Here is a 21389-nt window from a genome sequence, read left to right as displayed (position 1 = left end):
AAGATCTTCGAGCTCTCACCCATCCGCCGTCGGGGCTGTCACGAATCGTTGATGTAAGCCCCGATGATGGAGGAAGATCCCAAATGCGCGTATTCAAGTTCACCGCCGTGACCGCCGTCGCGCTGTTCTCGGTCTCGCTGGCCGCCTGTGGCGGCGACGCCGATGACAGCACCGCCGGATCGGCCGCGCCGACCATGACGACGGCGGCCCCGACGATGGCGGCGAGCGCACCGGCCGCGATGGACATGGTCAACTTCGGTCCGGGCTGTGCCGCTGTCCCGACCGATCCGGCGAACAAGGGCAGCTTCGAGGCCATGGCCCAGGTGCCGGTTGCCACCGCCGCGTCCGGCAACCCCCTACTGTCGACCCTGGTGTCCGCGGTGAAGCAGGCCGACCTGGTCGACTCGCTGAACACCGCCGACGGAATCACCGTGTTCGCACCGACCAACGACGCCTTCGGCAAGATCCCCGAGGCCGATCTGAACAAGGTGCTCGCCGACAAGACGACGCTGTCGAGCATCCTGACCTATCACGTGGTCTCCGGAAAGCTGACGCCCGGCGAGCTGGCGGGGACCCACAAGACGTTGCAGGGCGGCGAGGTGACCGTCAGCGGTGGCGGCGAGCAGTTCACCGTCGACGGCAAGGCCGGGGTGATCTGCGGCAACGTGCAGACCGCCAACGCCAACGTCTACATCATCGACACCGTCCTGATGCCGAAGAGCTGACCCGCACGGCCCCGCACCGTACCGATCCAGCTCGCACCACACTCGGAGGTCGTCGATGCGACGCATCATGGTGGGCGCGGCCTCCGGAGTCCTCGCCGCGGGCTTCGGCGTCGCGGCCGCGGAACTACTCGCGGCCGCGACCCGGCCCCAGGCCGGGCCGCTGGTAGCCGTCGGCGGCGCGGTCATCGACGCCACCCCCACCGCCGTCAAGGAATTCGCGGTACGCACGCTCGGCACGTACGACAAACCCGTGCTGCTCGCCGCGATCGTCGCGGTGCTGCTGCTGTTCACCGCCGTCACCGGCATCCTGGGACTACGCCGCCGTGTCGCGGTCGTCGCCGGCGCCGTCGTCTTCGGCGCCGCCGGCGCGGCAGCGGCCCTGTCACGGCCCGCCACCGAGGTCTTCGACCCGGTTCCGTCGCTGTTCGGCGCCGCCACCGCCGGTGCCGTCCTCTGGTGGCTGCTGCGCCGGCCCGCGTCGGAGCCCGCCCTCGTGCATCCCGGCTCAGCCCGCGCTCCGGCGGTGGGTCCGGCGACCACGGATGTACCGCAGCGGGAATTCGACCGCCGGGTGTTCCTGCGCTCCGCCGCTCTGGTCGCCGGCGGCGCGGTGACAGCCGGCGGGAGCGCGCAGTGGCTGAACCGAGCCCGGGCCGGTACGGCCGCCAGCACCCGGGAGGCGCTGCGGCTTCCGGCGCCGGCCAGCCCGGCCCGGCCGCTGCCCGCCGGGACCGCACCCGGGTTCGTCACCGCGAACACCGAGTTCTACCGGGTCGACACCGCCCTCACCATTCCCCGCATCGACCTCGGCACCTGGCGGCTACGCCTGCACGGCATGGTCGACAACGAATTCGAACTGTCCTTCGACGCCCTGCTCGACCGGCCGCTGATCGAACGTGACATCACCCTGAACTGCGTCTCCAACGAGGTCGGCGGCCCTTACATCGGCACCGCCCGCTGGCTCGGCGTACCCCTGGCGCCGCTGCTGCGCGAAGCCGGGCCGCGTGCCGGCGCCGACCAGCTGATCGCCCGGTCGGCGGAGGGGATGACCATCGGCACCCCCATCGACGTGCTGCTCGACGGACGCGACGCGATGCTGGTGGTCGGCATGAACGGCGAACCGCTGCCGCTGGTCAACGGCTTCCCGGTGCGGATGCTGACCCCCGGCCTGTACGGCTACGCCGGCGCCTGTAAGTGGCTCACCGAGCTGCGGGTCACCACGTTCGCGGACGTCGACGCCTACTGGGTCGAACGCGGCTGGGCCGCCCGTGCACCCGTGAAAACGGCGTCGCGCATCGACAGGCCGAAACCGTTCGCCCGGCTCACCGCGGGCACGCAGACCATCGCCGGGGTGGCGTGGGCACAGGGCCGCGGCATCGGCGTCGTCGAGATCAGCGTGGACGGTGGCGAATGGAGCCAGGCCGAGCTGCTGCCGGTGCCGTCCACCGATACGTGGGTGCAGTGGCGCTATCCCTGGACCGCCACCGCGGGACCGCACTCCATCGCCGTCCGCGCCACCGACACCACCGGCGCCCGGCAGACCGAACAGCGCGCCACCCCGTTCCCCGACGGCGCCACCGGCTGGCACACCATCACCGTGACCATCACCTGAATGCTTCGGCATCCGGACCGGGTGCTCACTGTCGCGGTGGCGGTGCCGATGGAAAAGGGCCAAGAACGTCGGAGCTGCCGGGGGCGTTTGCTCGCCCGCCGGTGCCAAGTTGAGGGTTGCGAACTGGTGACCGGGCCGGAGCCTCGGTGCGTGCCGGCGAGCGGAGGCCGGCATCAGGGCCCGGCTTCAGCGCGGGTTGAGGGCGAGCACCTCGGTGAGCAGCGCGGCGAGCGCATGGAGTTTCGTGTCGTCGTACGCGGTGAAGGGGCTCAACGTCAGCGCGCCGGCGACGACCTCCGCGCGCACCCGGCGGCCCTCCGGGGTGAGCACCAGCACCCGGGATCGCCGGTCGGCCGGGTCCGTCGCCCGCTCGACGTATCCGCGTTGCGCCAGTTGATTCGCGATGAAGCTGAGATTGGGCGCGTTGCAGAACAGTCGCTCACTCATCACCTTCATCGATGGCGGCGCCTCGTCCGGATCGATGGACCAGAGGGCCTGCGCGGTCGCATAGGTGAGCCCGAAGCCGGCCAGCAGCGCCTCCATGCGCACGCTGGTGATCATGAACAGCTCGTGGTTGGCCCGGATCACCGTCTCCAGGTCGGTCTCGCGCATCTCGCCACCCTACTGTAAGCACCTTCCCACACTATATTTCGAGACTCGAAGGTGTTATGGTCTCATTTACTTCGAGACTCGAAGTTTACTCGCAGAGTGGAACGAGCTGTGGACCTCACTGACACCACGACGCTTGTCACCGGCGCCTCCAAAGGGCTCGGGACGGCGTATGCACACGAACTCGCTCGCCGCGGTTCGCACCTGACACTCATCGCCCGGCCCGCGCCGGCACTGGAGGATCTGGCCGCCGACATCCGCCGTGAGCACCGGGTCGAGATGGCCACGATCGCCGCGGATCTGACATCCGCCGACGACATGGGCGCATCGCTGAACGAGGTGCGCACCCGCGCGACCGTGGCCCGGCTCACCGGCCGGATCAACCGCCGCGCCGGCAAGTCCTCGGTCGTCGGGGAGGTGCGATGACCAGGGCCCGATATGCCTGTCTCGCGCTGGGTGCGATCGCCGCGCTGCTGTCCACCGGTGGCCGGTGGGACGTGTCGATCGCCGCATGGGTCGCGCCCGTGTTGCTGTTGAGGTTCGTGCGTACCGGCCCGCTGACCGCGTTGCCGGCGGTCGCCGCGGTGACCATCGCGGCGGCGCTGCTGTGGATGGTGCAGCTCGCCGTTCCGGTCACCGCGCTCACGCTGGCCGGCATCGCCGGGTTCGGCGTCGTGCTGTGGTTGCCGTACGCCGCCGACCGGCTGATCGTGCACCACGGCCCGCCGGTCGCGCGGCTGCTGATGTTCCCCCTGGCGCTGATGTCGGCGCAGTTCCTGCTCGGCACGTTCGGTCCGTTCGGCACCGCGTACGGGCTGCACGCCGCGATCCTGCAGGATTGGGCGCCGCTGGTGCAGCTGTCCGCGGTCACCGGCCCGTACGCGATCGCGTTCCTCGTCGGTGCCGCCGCGACGGTCGTCAACCTGGTGTGGGAGACCGGCCGGCTCGACAGGGTCGCGATCGGGTACGCGGCCCTGCTGGCCCTGGTCATCGCCGGCGGCCAGGCACGACTGATCGGGGTGGCCACCGGCGAACCCACCGTACGGGTGGCGGGTATCAACCCCAGCCAGGCCGCCATCGACGCGGAGACCGCCGTGCACGGCGCCTCGCGGCTCGCGGTCACCGACCCGCGCACCGTGCGGCCCGAGGACGTGCGCGCCGCCGCCCCCGCCCTGCTGGACGACCTGTTCGGCCAGACCCGTACCGCGGCCCGGGGTGGCGCGAAGATCGTGATGTGGTCGGAGAACGCGGCCCGGGTCGTGGCGGCCGACAAGCAGAGCTACCTCGACCGCGCGGCCCGCGTCGCCGACGAGGAGGATGTCTACCTGCTCGTCGCGGAGCTCACCTACCTTCCCGCCGCGCCGTTCGGCACCGACCAGACCCACCTGTTCGACCCGGACGGCCGTCTGCGCTGGGACTATGACAAGGCCCGGCCGATCCCCGGCCTGGAGATCTACCGGCCCGGCGGGCACGGCGCACCGGTGATCGACACGGAGTACGGGCGGATCTCGTCGATGATCTGCTACGACGTCGACTTCCCCGCGATCACACACGTCGACGCCGACATCATGCTCGTGCCCGGCGGCGATTGGCCCGAGATGGGGCGGACCCACACCGACATGGCCAGCCTGCGCGGCATCGAGAACGGCTACTCGCTGGTCCGGCAGGACTTCAACGGCCAGTCCACCGCGTACGACGCGGCCGGCCGGGTGCTGTCCACGCAGGACACCACGACGGACTCCGGGATCTGGTACGCGACGGTGCCGGTGCGCTCGCCCGGCACGCCGTACCGGTTCACCGGCGAGGTGTCGTCCTGGCTGGCGTTGGCCGGGGTGCTGACGCTGGCGGCCACGTCGATGGTGGCGCGGCGCCGTTCCGCGACGCAGCGGGCTCACGCCGTCGCGGCCTCCGGGTAGGCCGGCAGGTCGATGGCGTCCGCGGGCGGGCCGTACCGCTTGCCGATCAGGTCGCCCATCCGGCGGGCGACCGGGCTGTTCACCACCCGGAAGAAGCGGATCAGCATGTCCCGCTCCCGCCGGGTCCCGGGGTTGCCGAAGCGGGGGAGGCCCGGCATGAGCCGCTGGGCCCGTTCCACGTACGGCCGCACGATGGTTTCGTAGCGGCTCATCGCGGCACGCGGGTCGTCCGCGGCCGCCAGCTCGCCGGCCAGGACGTACGCGCCGACCAGGGCCAGGCTGGTGCTCATCCCGGCGATCGGTGACGCGCAGAAGGCGGCGTCGCCGAGCAGCGCGACCCGGCCGTTGCTCCAGCGGGGCATGCGGGCCTGGCCGATGGCGTCGAAGTAGAACGGCGCCTCCTGGATCACGTCGAGGATGCGCGGTGCCGCCCAGCCCACGTCCGCGAAGGTGCGGCGCAGCACCAGCACCTGCTGGGCGCGGTCGAGTTCCTCCAGGCCGCGCAGCGGAGTCAGGAACGACAACACGGCCCGGGTGGTGCCGAGGTTGTCCGGGCGCAGGTGGACGGCGCGGGTGTCCAGCGCGTGGTGCCAGTTCCACCACCGATCGTCGTCGGCGAGCCGGGGGACGGTGAGGTAGGCGCAGTACATGCCGAGCTCATGGACGCGGGCTTCGGGGAACGCCATCGCGCGGGTGCGCGACCGCAGTCCCTCGGCGAGGACGACCACGTCGGCGTCGACGATCTCACCGTTGGAGAGCCGGACCCGTACGCCGTCGCCGTGGTCGTCGATCGCCGTGATCTGCGTGCCGAAGCGGTAGTCGGTGCCGGAGCGGGTGTGCTCGTGCAGGATGCGGGACAGCTCGCCGCGCAGGATCTCCCGGTTCGCCGTACCCACGCGGTCGTCCCCGACCGGGAACTCGGCCAGCGCGGCGCCGTGCTCGTCGACGAAGCGCAGGCCCAGCTCCGTGGTCCCGGCGGCGCGGATGTCCTCCTCGATGCCCATCCGGCGGGCGACCTCGCGCCCGGCGCCCTTGACGTCGATGTTCTGGCCCTCCTCGCGCAGTCCGGGGGCGCGCTCCACCACCGTGGTCCGCCATCCGCGCGCGGCGAGCTGATGGGCCAGGGCCGGGCCGGCGATGCTGGCGCCCGAGATGAGAGCGTGTCGGGTCATGGTGAGTCCTCCGGTAACTCCGGGCGTGGCCGGTGTGGTGGGCCGCCGCGCGCGGCGGCGGGGACGAGATGCTGAAGCGGCATACTGCACTGCCGATAGTTCCGTGTAAGACGTTCCAAGCACTTTGATTATACAAGGACAACGATGACTGAGCATGGCAGCACTCTTGAATCCGTCGATCCCGCGACGTCGGCCGTCCAGGCGCTGGTGAACGCCTCGAACGACCTGGCCGCCCGGCAGGCCCGCCGCCTGGGCCTGACCGTCACCGACGTGCAGGCCCTCTACCTGCTGCAGACCCGTGGCCCGCTCGGCGCGGCGGAGCTGTCGCGGCTGCTCGGCATCAGTGCGAACGCGACCACGGCACTGATCGACCGGCTCGCCGGCGCCGGGCACATCGCCCGTGAGACCCACCCCACCGATCGCCGCCGGGTGCTGGTCCGCATCCTCGACGCGGCCCGCGACCGCAGCACCGCGGCGTGGTTGCCCACCATCCTGGCCGTGGACGACGTCGCGCGGGCGCTGTCTCCCGACGACCGCGCCACCGTCGTCGCGTTCCTCGCCGACGTCCGCGCGGCCCTCCAGGGCCGCATCGACGCGGAAATGTGAGGGCTAACATCGATACAAACCGATAGGTGGGGAGAGTGTGATGAGCGCAGTGACACGACGGCACCTGCTCGCCGCCGGCGGGCTCGGGGCCGGAGCCGCGTTGACGCCCGCCGGGTGGAGCGCCGCCCACGGCACCGATGCGCCCGCGGCCGCCGACGACCTGGTGCTGCGCTACGACGGCCCGGCCGGCACCGACTGGCTGCGCGCGCTGCCGATCGGCAACGGCCGCCTCGGCGCCATGGTGTTCGGCAACGTCGACGCCGACCTGCTCCAGCTCAACGAGGACACGGTCTGGGCCGGCGGGCCGTACGACTCCAGCAACCCCCGCGGCGCGGCGGCGCTGGCCGACATCCGGCGGCTGGTCTTCGCCGACCAGTGGAGCCAGGCGCAGAACCTGATCAACCAGACGATGATGGGCAGCCCGGGCGGGCAACTGGCCTACCAGCCGGTGGGCAACCTGCGGCTGACCTTCCCGTCGCCCGGGACGGTGACGCAGTACTCCCGCACCCTCGACCTCACCACGGCCACCGCCGCCCTGACCTACGCCGCGGGCGGCGTGCGGTACCGGCGCGAGGTCTTCGCCAGCGCGCCCGACCAGGTGATCGTGGTCCGCCTGACCGCGGACCGGGCGAACGCACTCACCGTCACGGCCGGCTTCGACAGCCCGCAGCGCACCACGGTCGCCAGCCCGGACGGTGCGACGATCGCGCTGGACGGTGTCTCCGGCAGCATGGAGGGCATCGCCGGCAGCGTCCGGTTCCTCGCCCTGGCACACGCGATCGCCGACGGCGGCACCGTCACCAGCTCCGGCGGCACGCTGCGCGTCGCCGGCGCCACGGCCGTGACGCTGCTGATCTCGATCGGCTCCAGCTACGTCGACTACCGCACCGTCACCGGTGACTACCAGGGCATCGCCCGCAACCGCCTGGCCGCCGCCCGCACCGTCGGGCACGACGCGCTGCGCGCCCGGCACCTGGCCGACTACCAGGCGCTGTTCGGCCGCGTCACGATCGACCTCGGCCGCACCGCGGCGGCCGACCAGACCACCGACGTGCGCATCGCCCGGCACGCCACCCAGGACGACCCGCAGTTCGCCGCGCTGCTGTTCCAGTACGGCCGGTACCTGCTGATCAGCTCGTCGCGGCCGGGCACCCAGCCGGCCAACCTCCAGGGCATCTGGAACGATCAGCTGGCGCCGTCGTGGGACTCCAAGTACACGCTGAACGCGAACCTGCCGATGAACTACTGGCCGGCCGGCACCACCAACCTCGCCGAGTGCATGCTGCCGGTCTTCGCCATGATCGAAGACCTGACGGTGACCGGCGCCCGCACCGCCCGGGCGCAGTACAACGCCGGCGGCTGGGTCACCCACCACAACACCGACGCGTGGCGCGGCTCCTCGGTGGTCGACGGCGCGCTGTGGGGCATGTGGCAGACCGGCGGCGCGTGGCTGGCCACGCTGATCTGGGAGCACTACCGGTTCACCGGCGACGCCGAGTTCCTGCGCGCCCACTACCCGGCCCTGCGCGGCGCCGCCCAATTCTTCCTGGACACGCTGGTCACCGACCCGGCCCGCGGCTACCTGGTGACCAACCCGTCGAACTCGCCCGAACTGCCGCACCACCCGGACGTCAGCGTCTGTGCCGGGCCCACCATGGACAACCAGATCCTGCGCGACCTCTTCGACGCCTGCGACCGGGCCGCGGAGGTGCTGGCCACCGACGCCGACCTGCGCGCCCGGGTCCGCGCCGCCCGCGACCGGCTGGCCCCGACACGGGTCGGCTCGCGCGGCAACATCCAGGAGTGGCTGGCCGACTGGGTGGAGACCGAGCGCACCCACCGGCACGTGTCGCACCTGTACGGCCTGCACCCGAGCAACCAGATCTCCCGGCGCGGCACCCCGCAGCTGTACGAGGCCGCGCGCCGCACCCTGGAGCTGCGCGGCGACGACGGCACCGGCTGGTCACTCGCCTGGAAAATCAACTTCTGGGCCCGGCTGGAGGACGCCGCCCGCGCCCACAAGCTGCTGCGCGACCTGGTGCGCACCGACCGGCTCGCACCCAACATGTTCGACCTGCACCCGCCGTTCCAGATCGACGGCAACTTCGGGGCCACCTCCGGCATCGCCGAGATGTTGCTGCACAGCCACCTGGGCGAGCTGCACCTGCTGCCCGCGCTGCCCGCGGCCTGGCCCACCGGGCGGGTCACCGGCCTGCGCGCCCGCGGCGGCTACACCGTGGCGATGGCGTGGAGCGGCGGGCAGGCCGGCGAATTCGCCGTCCGGGCCGACCGGGACGGCACGGTGCGGCTGCGGGCACGGCTGTTCACCGGCGGCCACACGATCACCGACCTGACCGGCGGCGGCACGCCCGCGACCGCCCGCCCCGAGACCGATGTGGTCGAGTTCGCCGTCCGGGCCGGCCACACGTACCGCATCACGCGATGACGCCGCCGTGCGGCACCGTCCGGAGATCCGTCCGCACGCGGAACTCGCTCACGGCAGCGATCGTCCCGAGCCCCGGTGAACGTGCACATCGGACCGCCGATCGGAACCGCGTCGCGACTCCCGGGACGCCGGGGGCTCGGGACGTGCCGCGGGGCCGGGTGCGAGGCGGCCGACCGCGACCCCGGACGCCCGCACAGCTCCCCGAGCGGCGGTCGCCGGGCCGGCCGGTGGCGTCCCGATGACCACGGCGGTGGCCCGTGCCGTCCGGTACGGGTGGCTGCCCGCGTCGCCGGACGGCGGGTTCTCGGCAGGTCCGCGCTGCCGGTGATCGCGTTCGGGCCGTCAGGCGAACCGTGGCGGCGCGGCGATGTCACCCGTTCGTACGGGGCACGGGTTGTTGCCCATGGCTATGCTGTGCCCACGCGGAGTGATGAAACTGTGGGAGTGGAGTCGCCGATGAGCCGGTGGCGCAGCACCGGTTTCGGCGTGTTCGTCCTCGGCACCGGGATGGGTTTGATCACCAACCTGATCACCGGTGACCTCGACCGGTGGCCGCGGGTTCTGCAACCGGTCGCGACGTACTCGCCCGCGATCGGTGCCGCCCTCATCGTCGCCGTCGGGGCGAAGGCCGCGTGGGATGTGTGGGGGACCGGACATCGCCGTCCCGAGTGGCGCGACGGCAACCCCTATCCGGGCCTGGTCGCCTACACCTCGCGCTGGGCGGCGATGTTCTTCGGCCGGGGCCGCGAGACGGCCGAGTTGCACAGCCGGGTGCGTGACGCCCGCGGCGTGACCGGACGGTTCGTGCCCGTGGTCGGACCATCCGGATCCGGTAAGTCGTCCCTGGTGCTCGCCGGGCTGGTGCCGGTGCTCGGTGACGGATGCCGGGTGTTACCGGCGTTCACTCCCGGCAACGACGCGACCGGTGAGTTGTCCGTGGCGCTCGGCGTCGAGCTCACCGAGGACGCCCGGAGGGCGCTGCGAGCCGCACGAGCGGGGGAGCGGCCACCGCGGCTCGATGCGCCGCTGGCCGCACTGAACCGGCTTCGGCAGGGCGCTCGCCGCCTGCTGCTCGTCGTCGACCAACTCGAAGAGGCCGTCACCCAGTGCGTCGAGGACGACCGGCACGCCTTTCTCACGGTCCTGGAGGCGTTGCTCGAGCATGATCCGCGGTTGCGCGTGGTGGCGACGCTGCGGTCGGACACGGTCGGCCAGTTCCAGCAAGGCCCCGGTTGTGGCTTGTTCCGTGATCCGGTCATGGTCAACGTCCTTGGCCCACGCGAGATCCGGGTCGTGGTGGAGGAGCCGGCCCGGCTGACCGGGACCCGGTTCGACGACGGCCTCATCGATGAGATCGTGCGGGACACCGGCGGAGGCGACGCGCTGCCGTTGCTGAATTACCTGCTCAGCGACCTGTATCAGACCGCCGGCCGTGACCGGCGGGTGTCCTGGCGGGAGTACGAGGCCAGCGGCGGCGTGGCCGGTGCCATCGCACGGCGGGCCGACGCCACGGCCCGGGAACTCGGCGCGGACGCGCTCGCGGAGTGTCTGCACACGCTGCTGCGGTTCGTGACGCTGGCGGCCGGCGGCGCCACCCGCAAACGTGTACCCGCCACGGCGCTGACGGAGCGTCAGCGTGAGATCGTCCGGGCGTTCGTCGACGCGCGGCTGCTGATCAGTGATCGCACCGAGGGCGGTCCGGTCATGTACGACATCGCGCACGAGGCGCTGCTGCGCCAGTGGCCGCCGCTGCGCGAGCACATCCAGTTGCACGAGGACAACCTGCGGCGGCTCACCGAGCTGGCACCGCTCGCCCGGGCGTGGCGGCGTTCCGGCCGTGACACCGACTATCTCATCTCCGGTTCGCGGCTGGCTGACGCCCTGTCCTGGGCCCGCGAGGAGCAGGACGTCGAGGCGGAACTCCGGGAGTTCCTGGACGCGGCCGAGCGCAACCAGGCGGGTGAACTCGAACGGCGGGCCGACCGTACCGCCCGCCAGGCCCTGGCGGCCCTGCCCGAGGCGCCGGATCTGGCCCGCGGTCTCGCGCTGGCCGCCTGCACCGAACTCGCCTGCACCCCCCTCGCCGCCTACGCGCTCGAGGCGGCCACGGCCTCCGGCCTGCTGCGCACGGTGTCCAGGACAGGCGGCGGCGCGCTGGTCGCCTTCGGTGTCGGCGACCGGCTCTTCGTCGCCGGCGGCTCCGACGGCCTCGCCACCGTCCGGTGGGACGGCCGGCTGGAGGTGCGGTCCGATACCGCAGGGCCCGGCGACGGCCAGGCGACCGCGATCGCTACCGACTCCGACGGCCGCATCGCACTGGCCGGGCGCTCGGGTGAGGTGTGCGTCGTACCACCCGACGGCCACGCCCGGCGGTTCGTGGCGGGTACCGAACGGCTGACGGCCGTGGCGTTCACCGGCGGCGGGCGAGTCGCCGTCGCCGCGGTCGACGGCTCTATCGCGTCCTTCGACGAGTCCGGCCGCAGCCTCGGAGTGTCGGCCAGCGGGCACGGGCCGGTCTACCACCTGGCCGCCGGACCGGACGGTGCCCTCGCCGCGGCCTGCGCCGACGGCGCGCTCGCCGTGTGGTCCGCCGGCGGCGGCGCCCCGGCCATGGTCGTGCGCGGTCATACCGACAGCGTGCTCGCGGCCGCCGTAGCGCCGGACGGCCGGCTGGCCAGCGGCTCGCGAGATCGCCGCGTCCTCGTCCGGAATCCGGCGGGCGGACTGCTCGCCGCCCACACGTGCGGCGGGGCCGTACACGCGGTCGCGTTCGACACGCGCGGCACGCTCGCTGCCGGCGACGACACCGGCACCGTACGGGTCTGGTCGGCCGGCGGCACTCTGCTGCACGTGCTGACCGACGGTGCCGGCAGGCCGGTGCGCTCCCTGGCGTTCGCCGAAGACGGACGGCTCGCGGCGGGATACGCCGGCGGCGTCATCCGGGAATGGGACGTCCGCGGCCGGCTCGTCGTGCACGTGTCGGACACCCCGGCCGAGCAGCTGTCGTTCGACTCGACCGGGCGACTGCTCATCGACACCCCCGCCGCCGACCCGGCCGGCGCCCTCGACGGGATGGACCGGCTGCGTGGGGCGCACGTGAGCGCGGTGGCGACCGACGGCAGGCGGTTCCTCGCCGGCACCCGCACGGGCCTCGTACAACTGCATGAGCCGGACGGCCAGGAACGCACCATTGGCGCTCACGACGGTTGCGTCCGTGCCGCCGCCATCGCCGCAGACGGGCGGCTGGCCACCGGCGACGACGAGGGCACCGTGATCGTGCGGACCGCCGACGGGCAGCGGCTGCACATCATCGCCGAGCCGTCCGGCCCGGTCCGGGCGCTCGCCTTCGACGCCGGCGGACGTCTCGCCGTGGCCGCCGGTGACGTGGTGCGGATCTGGCCGCACGGCACGCGGCCGGACCGGCTCATCGGCATCGCGGCACGGTACGAGGGACGCGCACTGACCCGGCAGGAACGCGATACGGCGCAACTGCCGGCCGGCGACGCTCCAGGTCAGGGGGACGAGGATGCGGCTGCGGCCTGAGGACGAGATACGGGCGATCTGGCGGACCGTCACCCGGCACTGTTTCCGCGACGGCGGCTTCATCTGGGGCGATCCGCGTACCGGCGACTCCGTCAACGACGCCGAGCAACTACTGTGCATCCTGGCGCCCGCTACCGAACTGCCGAGCATGTTGGTGGACCGGCCCGATGCCACCGACCCGGCGAACCTGGCCGCCCTCCAGTTGCTCGGGGCGCCGGACGAGGTGCCGATCCGGCTGGCCCGGACGATGCACGAGTACCTGCTGCGGTGGCGTGACGAACGCGGCGATCCCGTCTTCAGCGGCGGCCGATATCTGCCCGCCGCGCCCGGGGCCGACCTGCTCGACGGCTACGTGATCTCCGTGCGGTTCAGCCTCGCCGCGATCGGCTTCTGCAAGGTGCTGCACTCCGTCCGGCCGGACACGCTGCTTCCGCAGATCATCCGGCTCGCCTCCATGCGACTGACCGCCGCGATGGTGGGCCTGCTGCGGTCGTTCAGCGTCCACTTCTTCGACGAGGAGTCTCCGGCGGGGCACCGGTTGCGGGCACTCGTCCACCAGCAGGGCCGCTCCGAACCGGCCGTCCTCGCCGAACTGACGCACGCGCTCCAGGAGATTCGCGTCGGCGTGTTCGACATGTTGATCGGGGTCAACTTCACCGCGGAGAGCCTGGCATCGGCGCCCGCGATGTTCGACATGGGCTGGACCTGGGGTGTGATCAGCGATGCGCCGCAGGTCGAGACGCTGCCGGTCACCGCGCGCCAGCCGGCCGGGATCGCGCGGGACCACCCCGACCCCGGCCTCACCCTTCTGGCGGTCGAGGCGATCACCGGCCTGTTCTCCCAGCGAACGCGGCTGCTGACGCTGCTGGACGAGGAGCAGAACCGGCTGTCCCGTGCCCTGCAACTGCGGTATGACCTCGCCCGGAACTACTGGTCGAACGTCGCGACGTTCGGTGACCACCGATGGCCCCTCGAACGTGGACCATGGACGGCGACGGACGGCTCGACCGGTGACCGCCATACCGTCGCGGTGGCCGGGCTCACCGCCCACAATCTCCGTGGCCGGCGGGGCAGCCCCGACGTCCCGCTGGCCTATCTGCTGCGCGCGTGCGCGGACATCGGCCGCCGGCATGGCGTCGTTCGTCCCCCGCTGGACGGCCCGCCCGCCGTACGACCGCGGGCCGGTGCGGAGCTGGTGCCCGCGCCGTCCCCGCACCGGGACGATCTCGTCCGTGGCGTCGGCACCGTCCTGCCCGACCTGTTCGCGGTGCTCCTGCACGCCGCCGGACTCACCGACAACGGCCCGCTCCGCCGGCAGTACGAGGACCTCGCCGACGTGCTGTGGGAGCACGTCGCACCCGGCGCGCACCTCGCACCGGACTGGCGCCACCTGCTGCGGGTGACCGACGGCCTCACCCACGCCGTTCTGGTGTCCGACGGCGGCACCGTCCCGTTCGCGGCACCGCTCGCCCTCGCCCACCAGCTGATGACCGAGGCCGACGAACTCGCCGCCGCGATCGCCGATGACTCCGGTCACCGGTCCCGGCTACAGGCGCGACTCGACCACGCCCGCCGTCTCACGGACCGCCAGCCCGGCACGGCCGTCGCACTGCTCACCCAGGTCATCCTGGAGTTGGTCTCCCTCAACCCCGATACGTAGATCGGCGTGCGGCGAGACCCGGCGGCGGGGTACGCACGCGCCTGCCGAGTCTGATGGAAGAGATACATCGGCTGCGCCGGGTGCCGGTCGGCGCGCTGACGGTGGAGGATCTTCGGCTGCTGGTCGGCCAGGAGGTGGCGTTGGGGGTCGTGGTGCCGTTGGCGGTGCGGCTGCTGGAGGACGATCCGTTGGCGGAGGGTGATCTGTTGGAGGGCGATCTGTTGGCGGCGGTTCTGCGGGTGCCGGCCGTGTTCTGGTCCGGCCGTCCTGATCTGGCGGGACGGTTGCGGGCACGGCCGGCCGATGCTGGGGAGTCGGTGGTCGCGCGTGTGCCGCAGGTTGAGGCGTTTCTCGAGCGACGGTGGTGATCCGATTCGATGGGGCACGTCCGTACCCGCGGTAGGCGTGGTGCTTCCGGGTTGCGGTTCGGTGCGGTGCTCAACGGGTGCCCGGTTCTCCCGATAGGGCGCTCTGGTCACCCCACGAACGAGATCCCCTCGGACCGACCCCTGTATCGCGAGGTCATTCACCCATGCGCACCCACCAGTCCTGGCGCGGGGCGCGACGCACGATATCCGTCGTCGCGCTCGCCGCCGTCACACTCGCCTTTCCCGCGTCCGCGGCATCGATCGCGGCGGCGGATCCGCAGGTCCAGCGGTACAGCAGCCGCGCGCTCACCGTCACCTCCGGTGTCCCTGTCGCGGGCAGCACCGAGGGTGTGCTGGACGGCTCCGGCGCCACCACGAACCCCGGCTGGACCGCCGCCTCCAGCGCGGGCCCGATCGCGGTGCGCCGCGTCACCGGCGTCTCCGGCCCGTTCACCGCCAAGACCGCGATGGCGCTGTCGCGCACCGCGGCCGGCCCGGGCACGGGCGGTTGGGCGTTCGCCCTGGTGCCGCTGCGCAGCCCGCAGACGTTCTTCGCGGTCGGCAAGGTCTACCGGATGGAGGCGTGGGTGCGGGACACCCGTGCGTCCGGCGCCTCGATCGGCATGCTGCTGGCCAACGGCAACTACGGTCACCGGCCCGCCGACGCCGCGGTCTACGGCAAGTACACCGACGCGGCCTGGCACCTGATCACCCGTACCTTCGTGGCGACCGCGCCCGGCTGGGCGGACACCTCGGTCTACCTGGGCCTGCCGGCGAACGGTGGGTTCGCGTTCGAGGTGACCGGGGTGAGCGTCAAGGACTTCTCCGCGGCGCTGCCCGCGCGGACCGATACCGTCCCGGAGCGGGTGGTCTCCTTCGCCGGCGGGGCCGGCACGTCGCCGTCCGCCGCGGACTGGAACTTCGAGACCGGCGGGCACGGCTGGGGCAACAACGAGGTGCAGACCTACACGCGGAGCACGGACAACGCGGCGCTGACCGGCACCGGGAAGCTCGCGATCACCGCCCGGCATCAGCGGGTACGCGGTACGGACGGCGTCGTCCGCGACTTCACCAGCGCCCGCCTGACCACGGAGGGCAAGGTGACGGTCCGGGCCGGCTCGTACGTCGAGGCGGAGATCGTCGCCCCGGTCGGCGCCGGGGTGTGGCCCGCGTTCTGGACCGTCGGCGTGAACAGCCGCACCGTGGGCTGGCCGGCCGGCGGTGAGCTGGACATCTTCGAGGGCTGGGGTGCCACGCCCACGCTCGCGCACAGCGCCATGCACCTGGCCAAGGCCGGCGCGCCCAAGGTCGACATGCCCTACGGCTGGGGCGAGGCCGGCGGCACCACGAACCTCGGCGAGTCGCTGGACGCCCGCCCGCACCGGTACGGCGTGTACTTCGACCGCAACGTGGTCCGCTTCTACATCGACCGCAAGCCCACCATGACGGTCTGGGCCGCGGACGCGATCTCCGCCGGCCGCACCTGGCCGTTCGGCGGCGACCAGTTCCTCATCCTCAACGTGGCGGTAGCGACCGGCACCAGCCCGGCCATGACCACGCTGCCGAGGACCATGACGGTCGGCGACATCGCGATCCACGAGGGCGGCACGCCGTTCTGATGCGCCCACGACGCCGCCGGCAACCCAGCCGGGACGCACCGGCCGGTCCACGCCGACGGGGTCGCCCGCCGGCGTCGGTGCCCGCGCGGATCGAAAGGTGACCGAGGAGTTGGCGGTCGGCGATCCGGGGGAGTGGCGGTGAGCTCCACCGCCACTCCGTGGTGACCGGCTGTCAGACCACGTAGACGTGCAAACCCTTGGTGTCGGTCAGGTAGGCCTTGCCGTCGGTGACGACCGGCCGATCGAGGATCCACGCCAGCGGCGACATGAGGTCGTCCCCGGTCTCCGCGTCCAGAACGTGCGTCCGGCCGAACGCGGTCGCCAGGTAGAGCACGCCGCCGGCGACGGCCGGTTTCTGGAAGTCGTCCTGGAACGTGCGGCGCCACAGCTGGGTGCCGTCGGTGGCGTCGAACGCGGTGATCCGGCCGGCGTACACGGTGTAGATCCGCGTCGGGGTGATCGCCACCTCCTGCGGGAACACGTTCGACCCCAGCAGGGTCACCGTGCCGGTCTCCACGTCCAGGACCTGGAAGGTGTCCCACCAGGAGACGTAGAACCTCGTCCCCGCGTCGTTCGCGGCCAGCGCCTGGTAGGCACGTCCGGCGAGACTCCAGGTGACCGTGCCGGTGGCGATGTCGCGGATCTCGCTGCGGTATCGGCCGTCCCGGGTGCCGGCGAGCAGCACCCGCCCGTTCGCGCTGACCGAGCGGGCCATGGTGGCGTCCGTGGACCAGACCGGCGTCAGCTCGCAGGCCACGACGCACTCGATCCGGTACGCGGTAGTGACGGACAGATCCGGCGCAGAGATCACAATAGTGTCGCCGAGCACGGCCATCCCGGTGTAGGTGCCGGGCATGCGCTCGGTCCGGGCCACCGGCTGGCCGTCGAGGTCGAAGACCTGGAGCAGGCTGCTGCCGCCGTCCGCATGGTTCCGTAAAGAGATCAGCCGGTCGCCGGCGATGGCCAGTTGGGAGGTGGTCTCCCGGGCGACCGGGCGTGTGTCCCAGACCGTGGACCACAGCAGCTGACCGGTGCCCTCCTCGTACGCGTGGAGCCCGCTCCACCCGGCGACGTAGATCCGGTTCCCGCCCACCACCGGCGCGGTGACGAAGCGGTCCTGGAGCAGCGAGTAATCCCGATCGAGGCCGCTGACGGTCGCGGCGGTGATCGTCGTCTCGGCCGGGTTGTAGCCGCTGTTACCCGGTGTGAAGCCGGGAACCGGCCACCAGCCCTGGCCCGCCGCGAGCGCGCTGCCGGGCGTCAGCCCCACGGCCACGACCACGGTTGCCGCCAGCGCGACCACCGCCCTGATGGAGGATTTCACGCGTTCTCCTAAAGTTCGGGGCGAGATTCGCGGAGAGGCTAGCGCTCGGGTACGACAGCTCCTGACGGACCAGGTCCGGGCGCCGCTCCGCCTCGCACACCGCCACGGCCGGACCCCGCGGTCAGGTCGGTAGGTAAGCAGGTGCCGCCCCACCGAAAGGCCGAGGCGACGCACCGGAGGCAGAAGGCAGTCCCGTACGCGACCATCGCGCGCAGAGAAGGAACCGCGGCGCCGATCGCGTCACGGTCCCGTCCCGCACGTGCGGGAGCTTCGAGAGTCATCGGGATCGATCTGCTCCCCATCGGCATCGCCGCCGCTCGACCCTCGCGCTGACCGGCGCCTACGGTCCGCCGGGGCGGTGGCCGCCGGCCCGTTCTCGCGCCCTGAAGGCACAAAAGCCCGGGCTCCGGAATCCACCGTGCCCGCATTTGGTTGTCTGAATATCGACAAGAATGCATGTTTGAGTCACTGGGCCGGGCCGCCCGCACGCCTTATTCGCCGATTTCGTGCCGAAGGCTGATGAGGCCCGACCGAGAGGGCAAATCTCGTTATCTCCGGGCAATATTTCGGGTCCAATCGGACGATCGCGGCGGATCGGCGAGTGGTAGCCCGGTCCTAGGCGACCTAGGTCATCTTTAATGAGAATGCGGTACGCCGGGAAATGCACGGCCACTGTGGACCTACCCCGAGTAGGGGCATAGACACGGGTCGTTTCCGCCGTTACGTTCAAAGCAATTGACGGCAGTCGCCGGGTGAACCCCAATCATCTACGCCGCATGATTGCCGTCCACTCGACCTGAAGGGGTCAAAATGCGCTCTCGTGCAGGGAAAGTCCGCAACGCGGTGGTCGTCTCCGCCAGTGTGCTGGCATTGACGGGTGGGGCACTGACCGCCCCCAGCCCGGCCAGTGCCGCCAGCCCGGCGGAAGTGTCGATCATCAATGTCACCAACGACGGCTTCACCATCCTGCTGCCCGACAACCGGGCCGGCAGCCGTGTGGCCACCGAGAACGTGACCGCGTTCCACGGCTTCAGCAGCTTCAAGAACATCGTGATCCAGTCGCAGGGCTTCGACCTCGAGGGAACCATCAGGGGCACGATCAGGACCCACGACTACCGGGCCCTCTACGACGTCTACAACCTGCCGTACTCGGCCGGGTTCAGCGTGTGGGGAGCCAGGTTCAAGGCGGACGCCAGCCGGAGTGTCCTGAAGAAGACGTTCGAGGAGTCGAACACCGTCGACGTCGTCATCGACATCAAGTTCAAGGTTTCAGCGGCCAATTTGAACGGCGTCTCGACCCTTCGCGTCGGGTTCGAGACGCTGCGACTCCAGGTCGCCGGAACGACCAAGGACTTCACGGTCGTCAACGGTGAATCCGGCGGTGCCAAGGACCAGAACAACAACGACATTCCGGTGGACTTCGAGGAGTTCTGATCGGACCTCGGACAGATCATTCGACTGATCTGCCGATCATTGTTTGACGAGGGCGGCGATTGGTGCGGTGCGGTTGACCCACACCAGTCGCCGTTCTTCGTTCTCTTCGAAAGGGGGCAAGATGCTATTCATGAAGAAAGCGCCGGCCCGGGTGGGGGCGTCCGTGGTGGCCACCGCGGCGCTGCTGTTGGGCGACTTCAGTGCCGCATCGGCGACCGCGGACGCGCACTTCGTGCCCGAGGCGACCAAGATCAGGTGGAACGGCACCACCGCCACCGTCGCCTTCCTGGAGGTGGACGTGGAGCTGGACGCGAACGTCACCACGATCTCGACCAGGGTCACCGCCGAGGTGGACGCGGTGTGCACGAATGAGGAGTCGACGCTGCACATTCACCGGACCGCGTCGTCCCTGCGGACGAGCGACTACCTGATCAGCTTCGACGGCACCGTCGAGGGGCCGGCCACGGTGCCGCTCAGGGTGCAGGGCCTGGGCGTCAGCGGCTACACGTGCGTGGTCGAGCACATCTCCATGACCGCCGAGCTGGAGGACTTCCGGACCGGCGCGACCCTGACCCACACCACCTGATCCGCCCCACGGCCGGGCGGAGACGGCGTTCGCACTCGCGCAGGGGGCATGGTTCGTCGAGTGCTCGGTGACGGCCGGCTGGCGCGATGATCAGCGTCGGTCACCTTCGGTGCCGGGCTCGCGTCGTACGCCGTTGTTCTTGACCGCCATGCCTCGCTCGCCCGGCACCACCACCTGCCCGTCGGTGACGAGCATGAACCGCTCCAGGCCGGGGACGAAGACGTTGACCACGGCCAGGTTGCCGGTGACGTAGTGGTCACGCCGCAACGGTGTGAGGCCGCGCCGGGACAGGGCGTCGACGAGCGCGCCGAAGTGGCCGGCGGCCGTGCCCGGCGCGTCCGTGTCCCGGTACGGCACCAGGGTGGCGCCGCCCAGCCGGGTGCTGAAGTCGCTCAGGTAGCAGGCGTGCAGCGCCGGATACGGCGCCGTCCAGTCGTGCCGGACCGGCGTCATGGCGGCGAACGCGGAGTGGACGTCGCCGAGCGAGGACGCCAGGTGCACCTGGACCAGCTCGCTCACCGCCCGCGCGATCGCATAGTGACGGGAGAGCGAGGCGCCGCAGCCGCGGACCCGGGCCGGTTCGCCGTCCGGCGCGGGAAGGTAGGCGAGGATCGCCGGCACGCCCAGGTCGGTGGTCATGTCGATCAGGTGCGGCCGCCGGCCGAGGATGGTCTGCGCCGCCGACATCAGGGCCGCGAGGTCGTCCGGCAGCGTACCCGGGTCGATGAGGACGAGCGGGGACCTGCGCCGCCCCAGGAACTGGTCGATCAGCAGCAGGGAGAGCGCGTCCCGCTCGATGGTCTCGTTGAGCGCGTGGACCGCCGCCTCGACCGGGTCGGTGCCCGCCGCCCAGCCGTTGTTGCAGGAGTACCGGCTCACGCCGGCGTAGTCGTAGTGGTCGCCCAGGCTCTCCCGCAGCGGGTCGGCGCCCTCGTCGAGGTAGTCCGGCACGGACAGGAACAGCGGCACGCCGACCTCGGCGCCGCTGGTCACCACGCGGAACGGAAGGCAGCCCACCGGCCCGTCGGGCAGTTCCCCGAGCAGGCCGAGCGCCACGTCGCGCCGCAGCGTCGCGTCGCCGGCGATCTCACTCGCGGGGCGCAGCGTCGTCCCGCCGCCCGCGAGGCCCCGCAGCCCACTGAGGTGGTGCTCCAGCGCCTCGAAGATCGCGCCGACCCGCGCCGCCGCCGAATCTCCCTTGCCGAGCCCAAGCCCGCTGGGCACCGGATCGTCGTCACGCCACAACGTCGCCGTCCACACGGCGGGGTCACCGTCGAGCACCGCCGTGCAGTCCACCCGGAGACCCAGTTCGGCCACCGCCGCCATACCCCGTGAATGGGCCTCGGGCAGGCTCAGTGCCCGCTCACCGTCCTGAACCACGGCGCCGACCGCAAGATTCGTCCCCGACATCACGCCACCTCCGACCGCACGCACCGACACTCCGGGACCGGGTGGGCCGGGCGGGTGATCCGCCCGGCCCCGTGACGTCGACTCAGGCGGCGGGCTCGGCCGTCTCCACCTCGGAATCCCGGTCACGCTCGGTCAGCTCGTCGAGGATTCGCTGCTCGGTCTCGGCGAGTTCGGGCTTGTCCTTCTGTGCCCGGTAGATCGCGTCGTGCAGTCCCATGTGCTACCTCCATCATCGAGCGTCGAGCGGAGCATTGGACCGAGCCTCGTGCACGCCGATCCATGCCGAATGAATGGTGGATATATCCGCAGTCAGACACCGTTGTCGATTCCCGGCACCGTTGTTCGCACCCCCGATGTGC

The 21389-nt window shown here is 71.5% G+C and carries 17 protein-coding genes; 12 read left to right on the top strand and 5 right to left on the bottom strand.

Features of this window, described 5'->3' with window-relative positions; translation table 11 throughout:
* Window positions 1-83 precede the first annotated feature (83 nt).
* Both J2S41_RS19675 and J2S41_RS19670 read left to right on the top strand, forming a co-directional pair.
* Window positions 84-725 carry a fasciclin domain-containing protein gene (locus J2S41_RS19675; protein ID WP_310369361.1) on the top strand — a complete coding sequence of 214 codons (642 nt, stop codon included), beginning with the start codon at window positions 84-86 and terminating at the stop codon, window positions 723-725.
* A gap of 55 nt (window positions 726-780) precedes the next feature.
* Window positions 781-2337 (top strand): molybdopterin-dependent oxidoreductase, encoded by a 1557-nt coding sequence (locus J2S41_RS19670; protein WP_310369360.1) that lies wholly within the window; start codon window positions 781-783, stop codon window positions 2335-2337.
* A gap of 186 nt (window positions 2338-2523) precedes the next feature.
* On the opposite strand, the gene J2S41_RS19665 is transcribed toward J2S41_RS19670, so the two are convergent.
* Window positions 2524-2949 carry a MarR family winged helix-turn-helix transcriptional regulator gene (locus tag J2S41_RS19665; protein WP_310369359.1) on the bottom strand — a complete coding sequence of 142 codons (426 nt, stop codon included), beginning with the start codon at window positions 2947-2949 and terminating at the stop codon, window positions 2524-2526.
* 108 nt (window positions 2950-3057) lie between these two features.
* Here J2S41_RS19665 and J2S41_RS19660 point away from each other — a divergent pair, with 108 nt between their 5' ends.
* Window positions 3058-3372 (top strand): SDR family NAD(P)-dependent oxidoreductase, encoded by a 315-nt coding sequence (locus J2S41_RS19660; RefSeq protein ID WP_310369358.1) that lies wholly within the window; start codon window positions 3058-3060, stop codon window positions 3370-3372.
* Window positions 3369-4862: a nitrilase-related carbon-nitrogen hydrolase gene (locus tag J2S41_RS19655; RefSeq protein WP_310369357.1), complete on the top strand. Its 1494-nt coding sequence runs from the start codon at window positions 3369-3371 to the stop codon at window positions 4860-4862. Before J2S41_RS19660 ends, J2S41_RS19655 begins: the two co-directional genes overlap by 4 nt.
* Here J2S41_RS19655 and J2S41_RS19650 read toward each other — a convergent pair.
* Window positions 4838-6034: an FAD-dependent monooxygenase gene (locus J2S41_RS19650; protein WP_310369356.1), complete on the bottom strand. Its 1197-nt coding sequence runs from the start codon at window positions 6032-6034 to the stop codon at window positions 4838-4840. The two genes, J2S41_RS19655 and J2S41_RS19650, sit on opposite strands and share 25 nt — an antisense overlap.
* A 144-nt stretch (window positions 6035-6178) precedes the next feature.
* Between J2S41_RS19650 and J2S41_RS19645 the strand changes: the two genes are divergently transcribed.
* The 6 genes from J2S41_RS19645 (at window position 6179) to J2S41_RS19620 (ending at window position 16276) form a co-directional block, all read left to right on the top strand.
* The gene (locus tag J2S41_RS19645) at window positions 6179-6640 is read left to right on the top strand and encodes a MarR family winged helix-turn-helix transcriptional regulator (protein ID WP_310369355.1); all 462 of its coding nucleotides are present in this window, start codon (window positions 6179-6181) and stop codon (window positions 6638-6640) included.
* Window positions 6641-6680: 40 nt separating this feature from the next.
* Window positions 6681-9086, top strand: coding sequence for a glycoside hydrolase family 95 protein (locus J2S41_RS19640; RefSeq protein WP_310369354.1), 2406 nt, complete (start codon window positions 6681-6683; stop codon window positions 9084-9086).
* Window positions 9087-9542: 456 nt separating this feature from the next.
* Window positions 9543-12629: an nSTAND1 domain-containing NTPase gene (locus J2S41_RS19635; protein WP_310369353.1), complete on the top strand. Its 3087-nt coding sequence runs from the start codon at window positions 9543-9545 to the stop codon at window positions 12627-12629.
* On the top strand, window positions 12613-14289 hold the full coding sequence (locus tag J2S41_RS19630) for an SCO2524 family protein (protein WP_310369352.1): 1677 nt from the start codon (window positions 12613-12615) through the stop codon (window positions 14287-14289). Before J2S41_RS19635 ends, J2S41_RS19630 begins: the two co-directional genes overlap by 17 nt.
* Before the next feature lie 53 nt (window positions 14290-14342).
* Entirely contained in the window at window positions 14343-14657 is a 315-nt protein-coding gene (locus J2S41_RS19625) for a contact-dependent growth inhibition system immunity protein (RefSeq protein ID WP_310369351.1), read from the top strand.
* 164 nt (window positions 14658-14821) lie between these two features.
* On the top strand, window positions 14822-16276 hold the full coding sequence (locus J2S41_RS19620) for a glycoside hydrolase family 16 protein (protein ID WP_310369350.1): 1455 nt from the start codon (window positions 14822-14824) through the stop codon (window positions 16274-16276).
* A 172-nt stretch (window positions 16277-16448) separates the two neighbouring features.
* On the opposite strand, the gene J2S41_RS19615 is transcribed toward J2S41_RS19620, so the two are convergent.
* Window positions 16449-17600, bottom strand: coding sequence for an outer membrane protein assembly factor BamB family protein (locus J2S41_RS19615; protein WP_310369349.1), 1152 nt, complete (start codon window positions 17598-17600; stop codon window positions 16449-16451).
* Between the two features lie 810 nt (window positions 17601-18410).
* On the opposite strand from J2S41_RS19615, the gene J2S41_RS19610 reads away from it, so the two are divergent.
* Window positions 18411-19034, top strand: coding sequence for a hypothetical protein (locus tag J2S41_RS19610; protein WP_310369348.1), 624 nt, complete (start codon window positions 18411-18413; stop codon window positions 19032-19034).
* A 130-nt stretch (window positions 19035-19164) separates the two neighbouring features.
* Window positions 19165-19620, top strand: a complete 456-nt coding sequence (locus J2S41_RS19605; protein ID WP_310369347.1) for a hypothetical protein — start codon at window positions 19165-19167, stop codon at window positions 19618-19620.
* Between the two features lie 90 nt (window positions 19621-19710).
* Here the strand turns inward: J2S41_RS19605 and J2S41_RS19600 are convergent, their stop codons facing one another.
* Entirely contained in the window at window positions 19711-20946 is a 1236-nt protein-coding gene (locus J2S41_RS19600) for a YcaO-like family protein (protein ID WP_310369346.1), read from the bottom strand.
* 166 nt (window positions 20947-21112) lie between these two features.
* Complete coding sequence (locus J2S41_RS19595; protein WP_310369345.1) at window positions 21113-21247, bottom strand: hypothetical protein; 135 nt, start codon at window positions 21245-21247, stop codon at window positions 21113-21115.
* Between the last annotated feature and the right edge of the window lie 142 nt (window positions 21248-21389).

This window comes from Catenuloplanes atrovinosus, from assembly GCF_031458235.1.
Classification (GTDB): Bacteria; Actinomycetota; Actinomycetes; order Mycobacteriales; family Micromonosporaceae; genus Catenuloplanes; species Catenuloplanes atrovinosus.
The sequence above is the reverse complement of the archived record's forward strand: the minus strand, read 5'-3'. Positions and strand labels throughout refer to the sequence as shown.

What these genes read in the sequence shown, in the direction of transcription:
- J2S41_RS19655 (WP_310369357.1), top strand. Translation starts at nt 3,369, where the DNA reads ATGACCAGGGCCCGATATGCCTGTCTCGCGCTGGGTGCGATCGCCGCG.
- J2S41_RS19610 (WP_310369348.1), top strand. Translation starts at nt 18,411, where the DNA reads ATGCGCTCTCGTGCAGGGAAAGTCCGCAACGCGGTGGTCGTCTCCGCC.
- J2S41_RS19605 (WP_310369347.1), top strand. Translation starts at nt 19,165, where the DNA reads ATGAAGAAAGCGCCGGCCCGGGTGGGGGCGTCCGTGGTGGCCACCGCG.
- J2S41_RS19595 (WP_310369345.1), bottom strand. Translation starts at nt 21,247, where the DNA reads ATGGGACTGCACGACGCGATCTACCGGGCACAGAAGGACAAGCCCGAA.
- J2S41_RS19640 (WP_310369354.1), top strand. Translation starts at nt 6,681, where the DNA reads ATGAGCGCAGTGACACGACGGCACCTGCTCGCCGCCGGCGGGCTCGGG.
- J2S41_RS19645 (WP_310369355.1), top strand. Translation starts at nt 6,179, where the DNA reads ATGACTGAGCATGGCAGCACTCTTGAATCCGTCGATCCCGCGACGTCG.
- J2S41_RS19635 (WP_310369353.1), top strand. Translation starts at nt 9,543, where the DNA reads ATGAGCCGGTGGCGCAGCACCGGTTTCGGCGTGTTCGTCCTCGGCACC.
- J2S41_RS19675 (WP_310369361.1), top strand. Translation starts at nt 84, where the DNA reads ATGCGCGTATTCAAGTTCACCGCCGTGACCGCCGTCGCGCTGTTCTCG.
- J2S41_RS19620 (WP_310369350.1), top strand. Translation starts at nt 14,822, where the DNA reads ATGCGCACCCACCAGTCCTGGCGCGGGGCGCGACGCACGATATCCGTC.
- J2S41_RS19665 (WP_310369359.1), bottom strand. Translation starts at nt 2,949, where the DNA reads ATGCGCGAGACCGACCTGGAGACGGTGATCCGGGCCAACCACGAGCTG.
- J2S41_RS19670 (WP_310369360.1), top strand. Translation starts at nt 781, where the DNA reads ATGCGACGCATCATGGTGGGCGCGGCCTCCGGAGTCCTCGCCGCGGGC.
- J2S41_RS19650 (WP_310369356.1), bottom strand. Translation starts at nt 6,034, where the DNA reads ATGACCCGACACGCTCTCATCTCGGGCGCCAGCATCGCCGGCCCGGCC.
- J2S41_RS19625 (WP_310369351.1), top strand. Translation starts at nt 14,343, where the DNA reads ATGGAAGAGATACATCGGCTGCGCCGGGTGCCGGTCGGCGCGCTGACG.
- J2S41_RS19600 (WP_310369346.1), bottom strand. Translation starts at nt 20,946, where the DNA reads ATGGCGGCGGTGGCCGAACTGGGTCTCCGGGTGGACTGCACGGCGGTG.
- J2S41_RS19630 (WP_310369352.1), top strand. Translation starts at nt 12,613, where the DNA reads ATGCGGCTGCGGCCTGAGGACGAGATACGGGCGATCTGGCGGACCGTC.